The following is a 17,080-nucleotide window of genomic DNA, read 5'->3' on the forward strand; positions in this document are numbered from 1 at the left end:
GGTGTCAGGCCGTCGCCGTCCGCGTCGCCGGTTCCGATGCCGTCGCCTGCTGCTGGGCCTTTCTGGCCAGCGCGTCCTCGTCCGTCTCGGCGTCGTACGCGAGGAGCTTCGGCAGGGCGAGGCAGAGCAGCCCCACCGACGCCACGCACGCGACGCCGCCCGACCAGACCGCCGGCCGGGTGCCGGTCCAGCCGGCCATCGTGCCCGCGCGGACCTGGCCGAGCTGCGGGCCGACGCTGTACGACAGGACCTCGATGCCCGCCAGGCGGCCCCGCAGCTCCTCCGGGATCGTCTGGTTCCAGATGGTCGAGCGCCCGAGCCCGCTCAGCATGTCGCCGGCGCCCGCGAACGCCAGGCACAGCAGCACCGCCCACACGTTCCCGAACCAGCCCGCCGCCGCGATCGCGAGCCCCCAGCCGGCCGCGCCCACCGCCACCAGGACGCCGTGCCGCCGCACCTTCGAGGTCCAGCCGCTGGTGAGCCCGAGGAGCAGCGAGCCCACCGACCCGGCCGCGTACATCAGACCCAGCGACCACTCCGCGTCCAGGTCGTCCGCGAGGAACGGGAAGACCGTGTTGGGGAAGGCGAAGAACATCGCCGCCAGGTCGACGGCGTACGTCCCCAGCAGCACCGGCCGCGACCACGCGTACCGCGCGCCCTCCGCGATCCCGCGGAGCGACGGCTTGTCGGCGTCGTGCGCCGGCGGCGCGGGCGACAGCCGCCGGCACAGCAGCACCGACACCAGATAGCCCGCGAAGGTCACGGCGTACGCGGCGGAGTGTCCCGCGTACGCCACGACCAGACCCGCGAGCGAGGGCCCGGCGATGGAGCCGATCTGCCAGCGCAGCGAGTTGAGCGCGGCGGCGGCCGTCTGCTGCCCGTGCGGGACGATGCGGGAGAGGAGGGAGTCGAGCGCGGGCCGCTGGAGGCCGGAGAGCGCGGAGACACCGGCCGCGACGACGTACAGCGGCCACAGCACGGGCTCCGGCAGCAGCGCGTTCACGAGCAGGACCAGGGCGAGCACGCCGAGGCCCGCCTCCGTCGCGAGGATCACCTTCCGCCGGTCGACGGCGTCCGCGAGCGCCCCGCCGTACAGCCCGAACACGACCAGCGGCACCAGCTCCACGACACCCATCGCGCCGACCGCGAACGGCGAGCCGGTCAGCTCCTTGATCTGCAGCGGCAGCGCCACCAGCGCCATGAACGAGGCGAAGACCGTGACGGCGCCCTGCACCCAGAGCAGCCGGAAGTCGGCCGAGGAGCGCCAGGGCGCGAGATCGGGGAGGAGACGGGCGAGGCGTTTCACGACGTGCCATGCTCGGCACGGTCGGCGCCCCCGGCAACTGATTTACGCGGCGCGGCGAGGGCCGCAGCCGTCACCAGCGCGCCGGCGGCGGGGCCGTCAGCTGGTCGGCGAGGCGCGAGAGGCGGTCGCGGAAGCGGAGACGGCCGCGCGGGGCGGGCGGCAGGCAGTTCTCGCCGGTCGCCGCGCTCACCAGGTGCTGCACCGTGTCCAGGTCGACCTCGGCGTCCGGCGCCACCGTCAGCGTCTCGTGCGCCAGGCCGAGCAGCTCGGCGTCGCCACCGTCCAGTGACAGCACCGTCGCGCCCGCCCGGCGGGCGTCGTGGACCCGTTCGAGCAGCCCCTCGTCCGGCCGCGACGGCGCCACCATGAGCAGGGTCGCCCCGCGCCCCGCCGACTCGATCCGCCCGAGCCCGACGGCCAGGTGCGCCGGGTCGCCGGCCCGTACCCGGTGCCGCACCAGGGTCGGGGCCAGCTCGGGGCGGCCCGACCAGGCGGACTCGTCGACGAGGTGCGCGGCCAGGTGCCACGGCTCGTACTCCGCCGTGCCGACGAGCAGCAGCCCGCCGCCGTGGGAGACGACGGAGGACCGGAGCGAGCCCGCGAAGCGCCGGGCGGCGGCCGGCCACTCGGTCCCGGCGAGCACTTCGCGCAGCAGCGCGACACGTACGGCGTCCATGGCCCCGCATGCTGCCCGCCCGGCCCGCCGCGCGCAGCCCCTTCGCGGCGGACTCACCCGGACGGGGACCACCGGGCCGACCGGCCAGTAATGTCGAGGCCATGACTTCCTCCACCACTGCACCGCAGGCCCCGAAGGACCCCTGGGACCTGCCCGACGTCTCCGGACTCGTCGTCGGCGTCCTCGGCGGCACCGGCGACCAGGGCCGGGGGCTCGCCTACCGGCTCGCCAAGGCCGGCCAGAAGGTGATCATCGGCTCGCGCGCCGCCGACCGCGCCCGTGCCGCGGCCGACGAGCTGGGCCTCGGCGTCGAGGGCGCCGACAACGCCGAGTGCGCGCGGCGCAGCGACATCGTGATCGTCGCCGTGCCGTGGGACGGCCACGCGAAGACGCTGGAGGCGCTGCGCGAGGAGCTCGCGGGCAAGCTCGTCGTGGACTGCGTCAACCCGCTCGGCTTCGACAAGAAGGGCGCCTACGCGCTCAAGCCGGAGGAGGGCTCGGCCGCCGAGCAGGCCGCCGCGCTGCTCCCGGACTCGCGGGTCACCGCCGCCTTCCACCACCTGTCGGCGGTCCTCCTCCAGGACGCCTCGATCGACGAGATCGACACCGACGTGATGGTCCTCGGCGAGGTCCGCGCCGACGTGGAGCTCGTCCAGGCCCTGGCCGGCCGCATCCCGGGCATGCGCGGCGTCTTCGCGGGCCGGCTGCGCAACGCCCACCAGGTCGAGTCGCTGGTCGCCAACCTGATCTCGGTGAACCGCCGCTACAAGGCCCACGCGGGCCTGCGCGTCACGGACGTCTGAGCCGGACGCCCCACCCCGGCACGGACGCCCGAGCCGGTCCCGGCGCGGGGCAGGGCATGGGGGACACTGGACGGGCACCATCAGCCGTACCCGGACAGGAGCCGACCCCCATGCCCCGTCTCGCCCTCTACGCCCTCGCCGTCTGCGTCCTCGCGGTCGTGGCCGCCGTCGTCTCCTTCGCCCAGGGCAGCTGGCTGGGAGTGGTGTGGGTCCTGTTCGCCGGCCTGTCCTCGAACATGGCGTGGTTCTACGTCAAGCGCGCCCGCATGACGCAGGACTAGGCCCCGCAGATCTCCGGCGCCTCGCCCTGCCAGAAGCGGTACATCTCGGAGCCGCAGGCGCGGGACAGCTCCGGCACGCCCAGGGCCTGCATCAGCGCGTCGACGCCGTCGAAGAAGGCCCCGTTGACCGCCGGGACGAAGAGCAGCGCGATGACGACGAAGAAGCCGTACGGCGCGTAGGGCTCGATCTGCCGCTTGACGTTGTACGAGAGCCAGGGCTCGATCACGCCGTAGCCGTCCAGGCCCGGCACCGGCAGCAGGTTCAGGATCGCCGCCGTGACCTGGAGGAACGCCAGGAACGCGAGCGCGTACTGGAAGGCGGTCGGCACGCCGTCGAGCGCGTCGAGCCAGAACGGCGCCGTGCAGACCACGGCGAACAGGACGTTCGCGAGCGGCCCGGCCACCGAGATCAGGCTGTGCTTCCAGCGGCCGTGCACCCGGCCGCGGTCGACGAACACGGCGCCGCCGGGAAGACCGATGCCGCCCAGGATCACGAAGAGCACCGGCAGGATGACGCTCAGGACCGCGTGGGTGTACGCGAGCGGGTTGAGCGTCAGATAGCCGCGGGCGCCGATCGTGATGTCCCCGCTGTGCAGGGCGGTGCGGGCGTGGGCGTACTCGTGGAGACAGAGCGACACGATCCACGCCGCGGTCACGAAGAGGAACACCGCGAGCCCGGGCAGCGCGGCGAAGTCCGTCCACACGGCCCAGCCGGTGACGGCCATCACCGCGAGGATCGCCAGGAAGACGGGGCTGATCCGCCGCTCGTCGTGGCGATGGGTGGTCGTGGACATGGAGCTTCTCCCCGGGGCTGCGGTCCGTCGGCCGGTCGGCCGCGTGTGCGGGAAACGTACCGGCCCCGCTCCGGGGTTCCGGCCCCGGCCCCCCGCACCGGCCCCTGGCCCCGCCCTCCGCACCGGCGCCGCCCGTACCCCGGCCCCCCGCACCGGCGGCCCGGGCGCCGGTCGCGGGCGGGCTCGCGGAGAATGGGGGCGTGCGCTATTCCGTCCTCGGGGCCGCTGGGGCTCACACGTCAGAAGGCACCGTCACCGTCGGCGGGCCGCGGGTGCGTGCGCTGCTCACCGTCCTCGCGCTGCGGGCCGGCCGGGCGGTGCCCGTGGGCCTGCTCGTGGACGAGGTGTGGGGCGGCGAGCCGCCCGCCGACGCGGTGGCCGCGCTGCAGGCGCTCGTCGGACGACTGCGCAGGGCCCTCGGGCACGAGCGGGTGCTGTCCACCGAGGGCGGTTACCGGCTCGCGGCCGCGCCCGACGACGTCGACGCGCACCGCTTCGTACGGCTCGCGGCCGAGGGCGTACGGGAACTGGACGCGGGGCGGCCGAAGCGCGCGGCCGAGCTGCTGGACGAGGCGCTGGCCCTGTGGAAGGGGCCGGCGCTCGCCGATCTGCCCGACGGCGCGGCGGAGGCCGCCCGTTGGGAGGCGCGCCGGCTCGACGCCCGCCGGGCCAGGCTGGCCGCCGCGCTCGCGCTCGGCGAGGCGGCCGCCGTACTGCCCGAGCTCGACGCCCTGTGCGCCGGGCATCCGCTCGACGAGCCCCTTCAGGCCCTGCGGATCCGCGCCCTGCGGGACGCGGGCCGTCCGTCGGAGGCGCTCGCCGCCTTCGAAGCGGTGCGGCGCGAGCTGGCCGAGCGGCTCGGCGCGGACCCGTCCCCGGAACTGCGCGCCCTGCACGCCGAGTTGCTGGCGGGCGCCGCGCCGGCCGATCGTCCTCACGCCGCCCCTCCCGGCTCCGCGACCGGCTCCCTGACCGGCTCGGCGACGGGCTCCGCTCCCGTCGTGGGGAACCTGCGCGCCCGGCTCACCAGCTTCGTCGGTCGCGAGGACGACATCTCCGCCCTCCAGGACGCCCTGCGGGCCGGCCGGCTCGTCACGCTCCTCGGGCCCGGCGGCGCCGGGAAGACCCGGCTCTCGCAGGAGGCCGCCGAGCGGGCCGGCGCCGGCGGGGGATGGCCCGACGGCGTCTGGCTCGTCGAACTCGCCCCCGTCACCGACCCGGAGGCCGTCACCGAGGCCGTCCTCGGCGCGCTCGGCGCCCGCGAGACCGTGCTGCGCGGCGCGGGCGCCGAGGAACTGCGCCTCGGCGAGGAGCCCACGGGCCGGCTCGTCGAGCACTGCGCCGGCCGCCGGATGCTGCTCCTGCTCGACAACTGCGAGCACGTGATCGGCGCGGCCGCCGGGCTGGCGGAGACGCTGCTCGCCCGCTGCCCCGGCGTGACGGTGCTCGCGACGAGCCGGGAGCCGCTGGGCGTGCCGGGCGAGGTGCTGCGCCCGGTGGGCCCGCTGCCTCCGGAGACCGCCCTCCGCCTCCTCGGCGAGCGCGGCGCCGCCGTGCGGCCCGGCTTCGAGGTGGAGGAGGACCCGGAGGCGGCGGCCGAGATCGTGCGCCGTCTCGACGGTCTGCCCCTGGCGATCGAACTCGCGGCGGCCCGGCTGCGGATGCTGACGGCCCGGCAGATCGCCGACCGGCTGGACGACCGGTTCCGGCTGCTCACCTCCGGAGCCCGGACCGTCCTGCCGCGCCAGCAGACCCTGCGCGCGGTCGTCGACTGGTCCTGGGACCTCCTCGACGCGCCCGAACGCGCGGTGCTGCGCCGCCTGTCGGTCTTCACGGGAGGCTGCGACCTGGAGGCGGCGGAGGCCGTCTGCGGCGAGCCCGCCCAGGGCACGGCCGGACCCGGCGCGGGACCCGCCGGACCCGAGGTGCTCGACGTCCTCGGGTCCCTCGTCGACAAGTCGCTCGTGGTCGCCGCGCCGGACGGTGGTCCCGGGGGCGGCGGCATGCGCTACCGGCTCCTGGAGACCGTCGCCGAGTACGCGGGGGAGCGGCTCGACGAGGCCGGGGACCGGGCGGCCACCGAGCGCCGACACCTCACGTACTACCGGGAGCTCGCCCGGCTCACCGACCCCGAGCTGCGGACCGGTCGACAGGTCGCCGCCATGGGCCGGTTCACCGTCGAGTACGGCAACCTGCGCACCGCCCTGCGGCGGGCGGTCGCCGCACGCGACGAGCACGAGGCCCTGGTGCTCGTACACGCGCTGATCTGGTACTGGAACATGCGGGACCTGCGCTCCGACGCCCTGCACTGGGCCGAGGCCGTCGCCGCGCTCGGGCCCGACCCGTTCGGACCGGACGCGGGCCCGGTCGTCCCGCTGTACGAGCCCGTCGCCGCCGCGCCGCCGCCGCTGGACGAGGAGCGGCTCTGGGAGGCCCGGCGCGGGGTGCGGCTGGTCGAGCTGCTCAACATGGACCACCAGACCGGCCGGTGGACCACCCCGGAGGGCGTGGCGCGGCTGCGGCGGATCACCTCCGTCTACGCCCCGGGCCTGCCGCAGACCTGCCGGCTGCCCGGCTCCTTCAGCGTCTTCGCCGTCCTGCTCATCGCCGAACCCGGCCGCATGGGCGAGGCCCTGGACGCCCATGTGGCCGCCTGCCGCCGCTACGGCTATGACTGGGAGCTCGGCAACGCTCTCCAGCTGCGCGCCAACATGCGCGCCAACCGGGCCGACCTGGCCGAGAGCGCGGCCGCCGACGCCGAGGAGAGCCTGGAGATCTTCGTACGCCTCGACGACGCCTGGGGCGCGGCCGAGGCACTGTCCTCGCGGGCCGAGGCCCGGGAGCGGCGGCTCGAGTTCCAGGGCGCGGCGGAGGACTTCGCGGCGGCCATCGAGTACGCGCGGCGGATCGGCGCCCAGTCGCAGATGGCGCTGCTGCGCGCCCGTTACGCCGACATGCTGATCGAGACCGGCCGGAAGGACGAGGCGGAGCGCATCCTGCGCGAGGTCGTCGAGGGCGAGCACGGCCGCGGTCACGAGCCGATGCTCGCGGCCCGGATCTTCCTCGCGCTGCTGCTCGGCCGGACCGGCCGGACCGCCGAGGCGCGGGTCCATCTCCACCGGCTCCTCGACGAGTTCAGCTCGGAGACCTTCTCCCTCTTCGAGGGCTTCACGCTCGGCAGCCTGGGCTGGGTGTACAACCTCGACGAGGAGTACGGCCCGGCGTTCGAGCTGTCCCGGAGGGCGTACGGGCGGTCCCTCGGCGCGCTGTCGATGATGGTGGCCCCGGCGATGCCGGCGATCCACCTCGTCAGCGCCGCGTGGGCGCTGGCCGGACTCGGAGGCCCCGGGGCCCGTACGGCGGCCGTGCTGCTCGGCGCGTACGAGGCGCTGCTGCCGCCCGCCCACCAGGCGCCTCCGCTGGAGCGGGAGAACGTGGCGCGGGCCACCGCGCTGACCCGGGCGGCGCTCGGCGACGACACCGTGTTCGAGGCCGCGTACGCCGAGGGCGGCGGCCTCTCCCTGGAGGAGGCCGCCGCCCTGCTCGAACGCGCCGACGCGATCTGAGGCGCGCCGAGTACCGTTCCCCCGCGTCGGCGGATCAGGTCTTCTTGCGGAACTTGGCGACCGCGAGCGGCGCCGTGACCACGGTGATGCCGACGGCCCAGGCGAGCGTCATCCACACGGAGTGGGCGAGGGGGCCGCCGTTGATGAGGGCGCGGGCGGCGTCGGCGAGGTTGGACAGCGGGTTGTAGTCGGTGAAGGTCTGCAGCCAGCCGGGCATCGTGGTCGGCTTGGCGAAGATCGAGGAACCGAACTGCAGCGGCATCAGGACGAGCATGGCCATTCCCTGGACGGCCTGGGCCGTCTTCAAGGTGAGACCGAGCAGGATGAAGATCCACATCAGGGCGGCGCCGAAGACCATGGACAGGCCGATGGCGGCTGCCAGGTCGAGCACCGAGGTGCGGATCTCCAGGCCGAGCAGGAAGCCCATGCCCAGCAGGATCGCGGTGGCGACCAGCATGCGGCCGATCTCGACGACGATCTTCGCGATGAGGACCGAGGAACGGGCGATCGGCATGGTCCGGAACCGGTCCATGACGCCCTTCTTGAAGTCGTCGTTGATGCCGGTGCCGACGGCCATCGCGATGTTCATGCCCATCATGGCCATCATGCCGGGCACCAGGTAGTTCACGTACTCCTGCTGGTTGCCCTTGCCGGCGACGGCGCCGCCGAAGACGTACACGAACAGCAGGATGAAGACGATCGGCATCAGGACGGCGTCGAACATCGACTCCGGGTCCTGCTTGATCTGCAGCGCGTTGCGCCGGGCGAGGGCGCCGATGTGGCGGAGGTTGGCCCGCAGGCCGATCCGGCCGTCGGCGCGGCCGGCGGGGGCCGTGGCGGGCGTGGCGCCGGGGGCGTCCACGGGTGACTGGGAGAGGGTGGGGGCGCTCATGCGGCGACCTCCTCGCGGATCGCGTCGGACACGTTCGTCTTCTCGCCGGTGATGGCGAGGAACACCTCGTCGAGGCTGGGCAGATGGGTGCCGATGTGGCTGATGCCGAAGCCGCGGGCGCCGAACAGGCCCACGACGGCGGTCAGCTGTTCGTCGCTGAGGATCGGCACGTACAGCAGGCCCTCGTCGGGGACGACGGACGCGCCGCCGATCCCGTCGAGGCCGGCCTCGCGGAGCGCCGCCGCCATGGCGGACAGGTCGGCGGGGTCGGCGGGGCGGACCTGGAGGGTGCGGCCGCCGACGCGGGCCTTGAGCTCCTCGACGCCGCCCTTGGCGATGACCCGGCCGCGGTCGATGACGGTCAGCTCGCTCGCGAGCTGCTCCGCCTCCTCCATGTACTGGGTGGTGAGCAGCACGGTCGCGCCCTCGGCGACCATCCGCTGGACCTCGTCCCAGACCTCGTTGCGGGTGCGCGGGTCGAGACCGGTGGTGGGCTCGTCCAGGTAGAGCACCGCGGGCCGCCCGATCATGGAGGCGGCCAGGTCGAGGCGGCGCCGCATGCCGCCGGAGTAGTTCATGGCCGGGCGCCTGGCGGCCTCGGTGAGGGAGAAGCGCTCCAGCATCTCGTCGGCGCGGCGGCGGGCGTCCTTGCGGGAGAGGTCGAGCAGCCGCCCGATCATGTAGAGGTTCTCCCAGCCGGACAGCTTCTCGTCGACCGAGGCGTACTGGCCGGTGAGGCCGATGGTGCGGCGCAGCTGACGGGGCTGGCGCACCACGTCGTAGCCGGCGACGACGGCGGTCCCGGCGTCCGGGACGACGAGGGTGGACAGGCAGCGGACGAGGGTGGTCTTGCCGGCGCCGTTGGGACCGAGGACGCCGAGGACGGTGCCCTCGCGTACGTCCAGGTCGATCCCGTCGACCGCCTTGGTCTCGCCGAAGTGCTTCACGAGGCCCCGGACCTCGACGGCGTTGGTGTGTGATCGCGTCATGTCCACCATGGAACAGGCGGCCACCGACAGCGCACCGACAGCCGACCGACAGCGCCGCCCGCGGCGCGCCCGCGGGTGTCGGCGGACTGTCGGCGGACATGTCGGCGTGACGTCGCCGGACGGGGCCGGCGCGGACGGTCGACAGCCCGCCGACGGGGGACGGTCGGCGGGCTGTGGCGCTCCTCCCGTGCCGGAGGCCGCGGGGGAGCGTCTTACCGGACTGGCTAGTGGAAGGTGTGCTCCTCGGCGGGGAACGCCCCGCCGGTGACGTCCTCCGCGAAGGCGCGGGCGGCGTCGCCGAGCGTCTCGCGCAGGTTGGCGTACTGCTTGGTGAAGCGCGGCACCTTGCCGCCGGTCAGACCGGCCATGTCGGTCCAGACGAGGACCTGGGCGTCCGTGTCGGGACCGGCGCCGATGCCGATGGTGGGGATGTGCAGGGAGCGGGTGACCTCGGCGGCCAGCTCGGCCGGGACGAGCTCCAGGACCACGGCGAAGGCGCCCGCGTCCTGCGCGGCCTTGGCGTCGCGCAGCAGCTTGTGGGCGGCCTCGTCGGAGCGGCCCTGCACCCGGTAGCCCATGGTGTTGACGGACTGCGGGGTCAGGCCGAGGTGGGACATGACGGGGATGCCGGCCTGGACGAGCAGCTCGGTCTGCGGCAGCGAGCGCTCGCCGCCTTCCAGCTTGACCGCGCCGACGCCCGCGTCCTTGACCAGCCTGGTGGCGTTGCGCAGGGCCTGGACGGGCCCTTCCTGGTACGAGCCGAAGGGGAGGTCGCCGACGACGAGGGCGCGCCGGGTGCCCCGTACGACGGCGGCGGAGAGCAGCGTCATCTCGTCCATCGTGACGGGCACGGTGGTGTCGTAGCCGAGGTGACAGTTGCCCATGGAGTCGCCGACGAGGATCACCGGGATCCCGGCCTCGTCGAAGACGGAGGCGGTCATGGCGTCGTAGGCGGTGAGCATGGGCCACTTCTCGCCGCGGGTCTTGGCGGCGGCGATGTCGTGGACGGTGATGCGGCGGGTGCCCTTCCCTCCGTACAGCGCCTTGCTGCTGTCGGCGGGCGGTTTCTGGGCAGCCTGAAGCGTCATGGTGAACGGCTCCTTTTGTCATCTCGAGGCGCCCTGTGGCGTCCCCGGACCACATCCATGGTGGCACCTCGCGGGGCGGGCGGGGAAGCGGGGCGGGGCAGCGGAGCGGCGTGGCGCTGTTCACACCGCGGAAACACCGGGCTCGGGGGCCTTCGGGCGTCGGCGGGCGGCCGGCCGGAACGTAAAGAGTCCGTCAGCTTTTTCGATACGAGACGGTCTCGTATCGAAATGGGCCTAGGGTGGGGATCATGTCAACGTCACACAGCCGTCGCTGGGCGATCCTCGGCGTGCTCATGCTGAGCCTCTTGATCGTCGTCCTCGACAACTCGATCCTCAACGTCGCGGTCAAGACGATCGCCAGTCCCGCCCCCGTCGGCATCGGCGCCACCCAGAGCGAGCTGGAGTGGGCCATCAACTCGTACACGCTCGTCTTCGCCGGACTGCTCTTCACCTCGGGTCTGCTCGGCGACCGCCTCGGCCGCAAGAAGGTCCTGCTCTTCGGCATCACCGTCTTCGGCATCGGCTCCGCGCTCGCCGCGCTCTCCACCGGCCCCGGCGAGCTCATCGCCTACCGGGCCGTGATGGGCCTCGGCGCCGCCTTCGTCATGCCCGCCACCCTCGCCGTCCTGATGAACGTCTTCGAGCGCGACGAGCAGCCCAAGGCCATCGGCATCTGGGCCGGCGGCGTCGGTCTCGCCATCGCCATCGGGCCGATCACCGGCGGCGTGCTCCTGGAGCACTTCTGGTGGGGCTCGGTCTTCCTGGTCAACGTCCCCGTCGTGCTCCTGGCACTCGCGCTCATGGTCTGGCTGGTCCCCGAGTCCAAGGACCCCAGGCCCGGCCGCGTCGACGTGCCCGGCGTGCTGCTCTCCGTCCTCGGGCTCGTCCTGCTCGTGTACGGCATCATCCGCGGCGGCGAGCTCGCCAGCTTCACCGACGTCACCGTGCTCGTGCCGTCCCTCGCGGGCCTCGCGGTCCTGGTCGCCTTCGTGCTGTACGAGAAGCGCAGCGACCACCCGGCCCTCGACGTCTCGTACTTCCGCAAGCCCGCCTTCTCGGCCGCCGTCGCCGCCATCGCGCTGGTCTTCTTCGCCCTCATGGGCGTGACCTTCTTCTCCGCCTTCTACCTGCAGAGCGTCCGCGGCTACAGCGCACTGGAGTCCGGCCTGCTCATCCTGCCGCTCGCCGTCGCCCAGATGGTGTTCGCGCCGCGGGCCCGGCTGGTCGTCGAGCGCTTCGGGGCGAAGGCCGTGTGCACCGTCGGCATGCTCGCCGTCGCCGTGGGCCTGGCCGCCTTCGCCTTCTTCGACGCCGGCACGCCCGTATGGGTCCTGGAAGCCGTCTTCTTCCTCCAGGGAGCGGGCATGGCGCACATCATGCCGCCCGTCACCGTCGCCGTGATGCAGTCGCTGCCGCGCGAGAAGGCCGGCTCCGGCTCCGCCGTCAACAACACCTTCCGGCAGGTCGGCGGCGCGCTCGGCGTGGCCGTCCTCGGCTCCGTGCTCTCCAGCACCTACCGCGGTGAGATCGAGGGCCACCTCGGCGCCGTCCCGGCGGGCCTGCGCGAGACGGCGGGCGAGTCGATCGAGGCGACCCTGGCCGTCGCCGACAAGCTGGGCCCGGCCGGCCGCGGCCTGGTCGCCCCGGCGTACGACGCCTTCCTCGACGCGATGCACGTCACCGCCGTCGGCTCGGCCGCCGTCGCCGTCCTCGGCGCGGTCGTCGTCGCGCTGTTCCTGCCCGGCCGCACACCGGAAGGCCGGCCTCCCGCGGCGGCGGTCCCGGGCAGCCGCGCGGACGCGGGAGAATCGGTCCCCAGGTAGCCCAGGAGGAGAGGCGGAAGACGTGTCGCAGGAGAACGGCCGGGCGGTCACGGCCGGCCCCGGCCCCGACCCCGCGCGCGCGGCCGCGCCCGCTCCCGCCCGCCCCGGCTCCGGCCCCGAGGCCGGGCCGGGCGCGGGCGCGGGGGCCGCACGGCGCGGGCGGCCCCGCAGCGAGGCGGCGGACCAGGCGATCTTCGACGCGGTGGTCGGACTCCTGGAGGGCGGCGTGCCGCTCACCGAGCTGTCCATCGAGAAGATCGCCCGCACCGCCGGCGTCGGCAAGGCCACGATCTACCGCCGCTGGGCCGGCAAGGAGGAGCTCCTGATCGAGCTCCTGCGCTCGGTCGAGCCCCCGGACCCGGTGCTGCCCGGCACCTCGGTCCGCGACGACCTCGTCAGGCTCCTGGAGTCGCTGCGGCAGCGCGGCCTCGTCAAGCGGACCTCCGCGCTGCTGCACAACGTCTTCTCGCAGATGCAGTCGTATCCCAAGCTGTGGGACGCCTACCACCACACCGTCATCGAGCCCCGCCGCCGCATGGGCCTGGCCGCCATCCAACGTGGGATGGAGCGCGGCGAGCTCCGGGCCGACCTCGACGTCGAACTCGTCAACGACCTCTTCGTCGGCCCCCTGTTGCTGCGCACCGTCATCCGCCCCGGCGCCCCTCTGTCGCCCGGCCTGCCCGAGGAGATCGTGGACGCCGTCCTGGAGGGGCTGCGCCCGCGCTCCTGAACCGCCCCGACCGCCGGAGCGGGCGATCCGTACGAATGTGCGCGTTCTGTCACAGCCGTACGCCCCGCGCCACCTGCAGGAACCCGCCACGCGCGGCTGTCGTCCCTCGAAGAGTACGACCGGCCCGGAATCGCCTAGGGTCGACACCGGGTCGCACAGCAAGGCAGCAAGGCAGTGAGGACGACGGCGATGACGCGGGTGGACATGACGGGGACCGAGCACGGCGGAGCGGGAACCGAGCGCTCCGGCTCACGGTTCCGGACCGCCCTGGAGCGCCTGCGCGGCGACCGCGGCATCTGGCGCCGGGGCATCGTCCTCGCCCTGTGCGCCGTGCTGCTCGCCCTGGTGATGGGCCTTCACTCCGACATCCCCAACCGGATCGGCAACCTCGGCAGCCTGTCCGAGACCTTCCTGCCCTGGTTCGGCCTGTTCCTGCCGGTGCTGCTCGTCCTCGCCGTGCTGCGGCGCTCGGCGACCGCCCTGATCGCCCTCGTCCTGCCGGCCGTGGTCTGGCTCAACCTCTTCGGCGGGCTGGTCGTCGACAAGTCGCAGACCGGCGGCGACCTCACCGTGGTCACCCACAACGTGAACGCCGACAACCCCGACCCCGAGGGCACGGCCCGTCAGATCGCCGCCTCCGGCGCCGACGTGGTGGCCCTGGAGGAGCTCAAGGGCGACATGGTGCCCGCGTACGAGCGGGTCCTCGCCGACACGTACGCGTACCACTCGGTGCAGGGCACGGTCGGCCTGTGGAGCAGGTACCCGCTGCGCGACGCCGGACCCGTGGACATCCGCATGGGCTGGACCCGCGCCATGCGGGCCACGGTCGCCGCCCCGGCGGGCGAGGTGGCCGTCTACGTCGCCCACCTCCCCTCCGTACGCGTCAGGCTGGACGCCGGATTCACCGCCAACCAGCGGGACGACAGCGCCAACGCCCTCGGCGAGGCCATCTCGCACGACCCGCACCGGCGGATCGTCCTGCTCGGCGACCTCAACGGCACGATGAACGACCGCGCCCTCAACGGCGTGACCTCCCAGCTCCGCTCCACCCAGGGCGCGGCGGGCGACGGCTTCGGCTTCAGCTGGCCGGCGTCCTTCCCGATGGCCCGCATCGACCAGATCCTGGTCCGCGGCGTGGAGCCGGTGTCCTCCTGGACCCTGCCGGAGACGAAGAGCGACCACCTTCCGGTGGCCGCCCGCGTCAGGCTCTGACCGTCCCTCACCGGCCGCTTACAGGGGCGTCTCCCGCCACCGGTTGGTGATCGGCAGCCGGCGGTCCTTGCCGAAGCCCTTCGCGGAGATCTTCGTGCCCGGCGGGTACTGGCGGCGCTTGTACTCGGCCAGGTCGACCATGCGCAGGGTCCTGGTCACCAGTTCCGGGTCGAATCCCGCCGCCACCAGTTCGTCCTTGCCCTGGTCGCGGTCGACGTACAGTTCGAGCATCCGGTCCAGGAGCTCGTAGTCGGGCAGCGAGTCCGTGTCGACCTGGCCGGGGCGCAGTTCGGCGCTCGGCGGCTTGACGATGGAGTTCTCCGGGATCGGCGGCGTCTGGCCGCGTTCCTCGGCGGCCCGGTTGCGCCAGCGGGCGAGCCGGAACACCCAGGTCTTGTAGACGTCCTTGATCGGTCCGAAGGCGCCCACCGCGTCCCCGTACAGGGTCGAATAGCCCACCGCGAGCTCGGACTTGTTGCCCGGGGCGAGGACGAGGTGTCCCTCCTGGTTGGACAGCGCCATGAGCAGCGTGCCGCGCAGCCGCGCCTGGAGGTTCTCCTCGGCCAGCCCGGTGAGGCCCACCGCGCCCATGTAGGCGTCGAACATCGGCTCGATGGACACCGTGCGGAGGTGCAGCCCGGTGCGCCGGGCCAGCTCGGCGGCGTCGCCGCGCGAGTGCTCCGAGGAGTACTTGGACGGCATCGACACGCCGTACACGTTCGCCGCCCCGAGCGCGTCGCAGGCGATCGCGGCGACCAGGGCCGAGTCGATGCCGCCGGACAGGCCGATGAGCGCCGAGCGGAAGCCGTTCTTGTTCACGTACGCGCGCAGGCCGACGACCAGGGCCGAGTAGACCTCCTCGTCGTCGTCGAGCCGCTCCGCGTAACCGCCCGTCACCTCGGGCTCGTAGGCCGGCAGCGGCTCCTCGGAGAGCACCACCCGGTCGATCCGCAGCCCGTCGTCGACGACCGTGCCGTCCGCGGGAGCCTCCGCGAGCGGGAGCGCCGCGGGCAGGTCGAGGTCGACCACCACGCAGCCCTCGGAGAACTGCGGGGCGCGGGCGATCACTTCGCCGGCCGCGTCGACGACGATCGAGTCGCCGTCGAAGACCAGGTCGTCCTGACCGCCGGTCATCGCCAGGTACGCGGTCGTGCAGCCGGCCTCCTGGGCCCGCTTGCGGACCAGTTCGAGCCGGGTGTCGTCCTTGTTCCGCTCGTACGGAGAGGCGTTGACCGACAGCAGCAGGCCGGCCCGGGCGCTGCGGGCCGCCGGCACCCGGCCGCCCTCCTGCCACAGGTCCTCGCAGATCGCGAGGGCCACGTCCACGCCGTGGACGCGGAGCACGGGCATGGTGTCGCCCGGGACGAAGTAGCGGTACTCGTCGAAGACGCCGTAGTTGGGCAGGTGGTGCTTGGCGAGGCGCAGCACCACCTCGCCGCGGTGCAGCACCGCCGCCGCGTTCTCGGGCGACCCGGCGGGCCGCCCGAGCCGCGGCTTCGCGCGGTCGGAGCGGTCGAGGTAGCCGACGACCACGGGCAGCTCGCCGAGTCCCTCGTCCGCGAGCCGTCGCGCGAGCGCCCTCAGGGCGGCCCGCGAGGCCTCGACGAACGAGGGGCGCAGCGCCAGGTCCTCGACGGGATAGCCGGTCAGCGTCATCTCGGGGAACGCGACGAGGTGCGCACCCTGGCCGGCCGCGTGCCGGGTCCAGTGGACGACGGCCTCGGCGTTCCCGGCGAGATCGCCGACCGTGGAGTCGATCTGATTCAGAGCGAGGCGTAGTTGAGGCACGCCCTCAGTTTATCGTCAATTCGACGCTATGTCGTGGCGAACGGCGGGAACCTCTCGTCCCGGCGTCACTTGGTCGGGCCGGTCCAGAACTGCGCGTCGTGCTCCAGGACGGTCGGCGACATCTCCACCTGCATCTCCCCGGCGGCGTCCGCGGGGAGCGAGAAGGTGAAGTCGGACTTGGCCTGCTTGCCCGGGAGGATCTTGCCGCTGAAGGGCGCGCTCGCGAGGCTGCCGTCGAAGACCATCTCGGCCGCCGTGCCGTTGGCGTCCGTCGCCTCCGGCAGGACGACGGCGCCGTCCAGCGCCTGCTTGCCGCCGTTGACGACGGTGACCGTCACCTGGAAGGCCTTGTTGCCCTTCTTGTGGCTCACGGCGAAGCCGTCCGGCTGGTAGGCGCGCGGCTTGGAGACGGTGACCTTGATCCCGTCCTCGTACGTGAAGGTGTCGCCGAACTTCAGCGTCTTGGGCGCCTGCTCGGTCGGCTGGGCGGTGGGCTCGCCCGTCGCCTCGCCGCCCGGCGTGGCGGAGGCGGTCGTCCCGCCCTTCTGGTCGAGCTCCTTCTCGAGCTCGTCGGCGACGTCCTTCACGGCGGTCGCGATGGCGATCGTCCACGCGATCGAGGCGACGATCGAGAGGGCGCCGAGGATCAGGCCGGCGAGGGCGCTGCCCTTGTTGGTGGCCAGGCCCTTGCCGGCCCGGGCGGTGCCGACGATGCCGAATATCAGGGCCAGCAGACCCAGGATCCCGCCGAGCCAGAAGGTGACCGGGATGATCGCGAAGATCACGCCCAGGATGCCGAGGACCAGCGCGCTGGTGCCGAGCCCGTTGCGGGGCGGCTGCGCGGGCGCCTGCGGCACGCCGGGCATCCCGGGCGGGCCGTAGGGCTGGTCGGGGGAGTGGGTGGGCATGGTCATGCGCGGTCCTTCGTGGCAGGTGCACGGGGATGCCGGCACGAGTGCCCACCCCCTGGAAGATCACGACCGTAAGCCAGCCGCATGTGAAGAGACCACTTGATTTGTGAACGAGATGTGTTCGTGATCCACTTCCCGACCGGACCCGGCGGTTTCCCCCTGTTTTCCACCGACATGCGCACCTCGTCCGGCCCGTCGAGCATGGGCCCATGACGAGGGAC

General features: G+C 73.5%; 14 protein-coding genes. 6 read left to right on the forward strand and 8 right to left on the reverse strand.

What is annotated here, in order from left to right:
- Window positions 1–4 precede the first annotated feature (4 nt).
- A complete protein-coding gene (locus tag ACFVGS_RS11620; protein ID WP_385692379.1) occupies window positions 5–1,306 on the reverse strand; it encodes an MFS transporter in 1,302 nt (433 codons plus the stop codon).
- A gap of 70 nt (window positions 1,307–1,376) precedes the next feature.
- Entirely contained in the window at window positions 1,377–1,982 is a 606-nt protein-coding gene (locus tag ACFVGS_RS11625; protein ID WP_385692380.1) for a hypothetical protein, read from the reverse strand.
- Between the two features lie 101 nt (window positions 1,983–2,083).
- Between ACFVGS_RS11625 and npdG the strand changes: the two genes are divergently transcribed.
- Window positions 2,084–2,785 carry an NADPH-dependent F420 reductase gene (gene npdG, locus ACFVGS_RS11630; protein WP_384413820.1) on the forward strand — a complete coding sequence of 234 codons (702 nt, stop codon included), beginning with the start codon at window positions 2,084–2,086 and terminating at the stop codon, window positions 2,783–2,785.
- Window positions 2,786–2,841: 56 nt separating this feature from the next.
- The gene (locus ACFVGS_RS11635) at window positions 2,842–3,066 is read left to right on the forward strand and encodes a hypothetical protein (protein WP_384413817.1); all 225 of its coding nucleotides are present in this window, start codon (window positions 2,842–2,844) and stop codon (window positions 3,064–3,066) included.
- On the opposite strand, the gene ACFVGS_RS11640 is transcribed toward ACFVGS_RS11635, so the two are convergent.
- Window positions 3,063–3,860 carry a site-2 protease family protein gene (locus ACFVGS_RS11640; protein ID WP_384413814.1) on the reverse strand — a complete coding sequence of 266 codons (798 nt, stop codon included), beginning with the start codon at window positions 3,858–3,860 and terminating at the stop codon, window positions 3,063–3,065. The two genes, ACFVGS_RS11635 and ACFVGS_RS11640, sit on opposite strands and share 4 nt — an antisense overlap.
- Before the next feature lie 200 nt (window positions 3,861–4,060).
- Between ACFVGS_RS11640 and ACFVGS_RS11645 the strand changes: the two genes are divergently transcribed.
- Complete coding sequence (locus tag ACFVGS_RS11645) at window positions 4,061–7,426, forward strand: BTAD domain-containing putative transcriptional regulator (RefSeq protein ID WP_384413811.1); 3,366 nt, start codon at window positions 4,061–4,063, stop codon at window positions 7,424–7,426.
- A gap of 34 nt (window positions 7,427–7,460) precedes the next feature.
- Here ACFVGS_RS11645 and ACFVGS_RS11650 read toward each other — a convergent pair whose 3' ends face one another.
- From ACFVGS_RS11650 to panB, 3 genes are all read right to left on the reverse strand, one after another.
- Window positions 7,461–8,318 (reverse strand): ABC transporter permease, encoded by an 858-nt coding sequence (locus ACFVGS_RS11650; protein ID WP_384413808.1) that lies wholly within the window; start codon window positions 8,316–8,318, stop codon window positions 7,461–7,463.
- Complete coding sequence (locus ACFVGS_RS11655) at window positions 8,315–9,316, reverse strand: ATP-binding cassette domain-containing protein (protein WP_384413805.1); 1,002 nt, start codon at window positions 9,314–9,316, stop codon at window positions 8,315–8,317. Before ACFVGS_RS11655 ends, ACFVGS_RS11650 begins: the two co-directional genes overlap by 4 nt.
- 215 nt (window positions 9,317–9,531) lie before the next feature.
- Window positions 9,532–10,395 (reverse strand): 3-methyl-2-oxobutanoate hydroxymethyltransferase, encoded by an 864-nt coding sequence (panB, locus tag ACFVGS_RS11660; protein ID WP_384413802.1) that lies wholly within the window; start codon window positions 10,393–10,395, stop codon window positions 9,532–9,534.
- 248 nt (window positions 10,396–10,643) lie between these two features.
- Here panB and ACFVGS_RS11665 point away from each other — a divergent pair, with 248 nt between their 5' ends.
- The 3 genes from ACFVGS_RS11665 (at window position 10,644) to ACFVGS_RS11675 (ending at window position 14,160) form a co-directional block, all read left to right on the forward strand.
- Window positions 10,644–12,218, forward strand: coding sequence for an MFS transporter (locus ACFVGS_RS11665; RefSeq protein ID WP_384413799.1), 1,575 nt, complete (start codon window positions 10,644–10,646; stop codon window positions 12,216–12,218).
- A 22-nt stretch (window positions 12,219–12,240) separates the two neighbouring features.
- On the forward strand, window positions 12,241–12,948 hold the full coding sequence (locus ACFVGS_RS11670; RefSeq protein WP_384413796.1) for a TetR/AcrR family transcriptional regulator: 708 nt from the start codon (window positions 12,241–12,243) through the stop codon (window positions 12,946–12,948).
- A gap of 189 nt (window positions 12,949–13,137) precedes the next feature.
- Window positions 13,138–14,160 carry an endonuclease/exonuclease/phosphatase family protein gene (locus ACFVGS_RS11675; protein WP_384413793.1) on the forward strand — a complete coding sequence of 341 codons (1,023 nt, stop codon included), beginning with the start codon at window positions 13,138–13,140 and terminating at the stop codon, window positions 14,158–14,160.
- A gap of 18 nt (window positions 14,161–14,178) precedes the next feature.
- Here the strand turns inward: ACFVGS_RS11675 and ACFVGS_RS11680 are convergent, their stop codons facing one another.
- Both ACFVGS_RS11680 and ACFVGS_RS11685 read right to left on the reverse strand, forming a co-directional pair.
- Window positions 14,179–15,948 carry an NAD+ synthase gene (locus ACFVGS_RS11680; RefSeq protein ID WP_385692381.1) on the reverse strand — a complete coding sequence of 590 codons (1,770 nt, stop codon included), beginning with the start codon at window positions 15,946–15,948 and terminating at the stop codon, window positions 14,179–14,181.
- A 65-nt stretch (window positions 15,949–16,013) separates the two neighbouring features.
- Entirely contained in the window at window positions 16,014–16,862 is an 849-nt protein-coding gene (locus tag ACFVGS_RS11685) for a DUF4190 domain-containing protein (RefSeq protein ID WP_384413788.1), read from the reverse strand.
- Between the last annotated feature and the right edge of the window lie 218 nt (window positions 16,863–17,080).

It is taken from the genome of Streptomyces sp. NPDC127114, assembly GCF_042677525.1.
GTDB lineage: Bacteria > Actinomycetota > Actinomycetes > Streptomycetales > Streptomycetaceae > Streptomyces.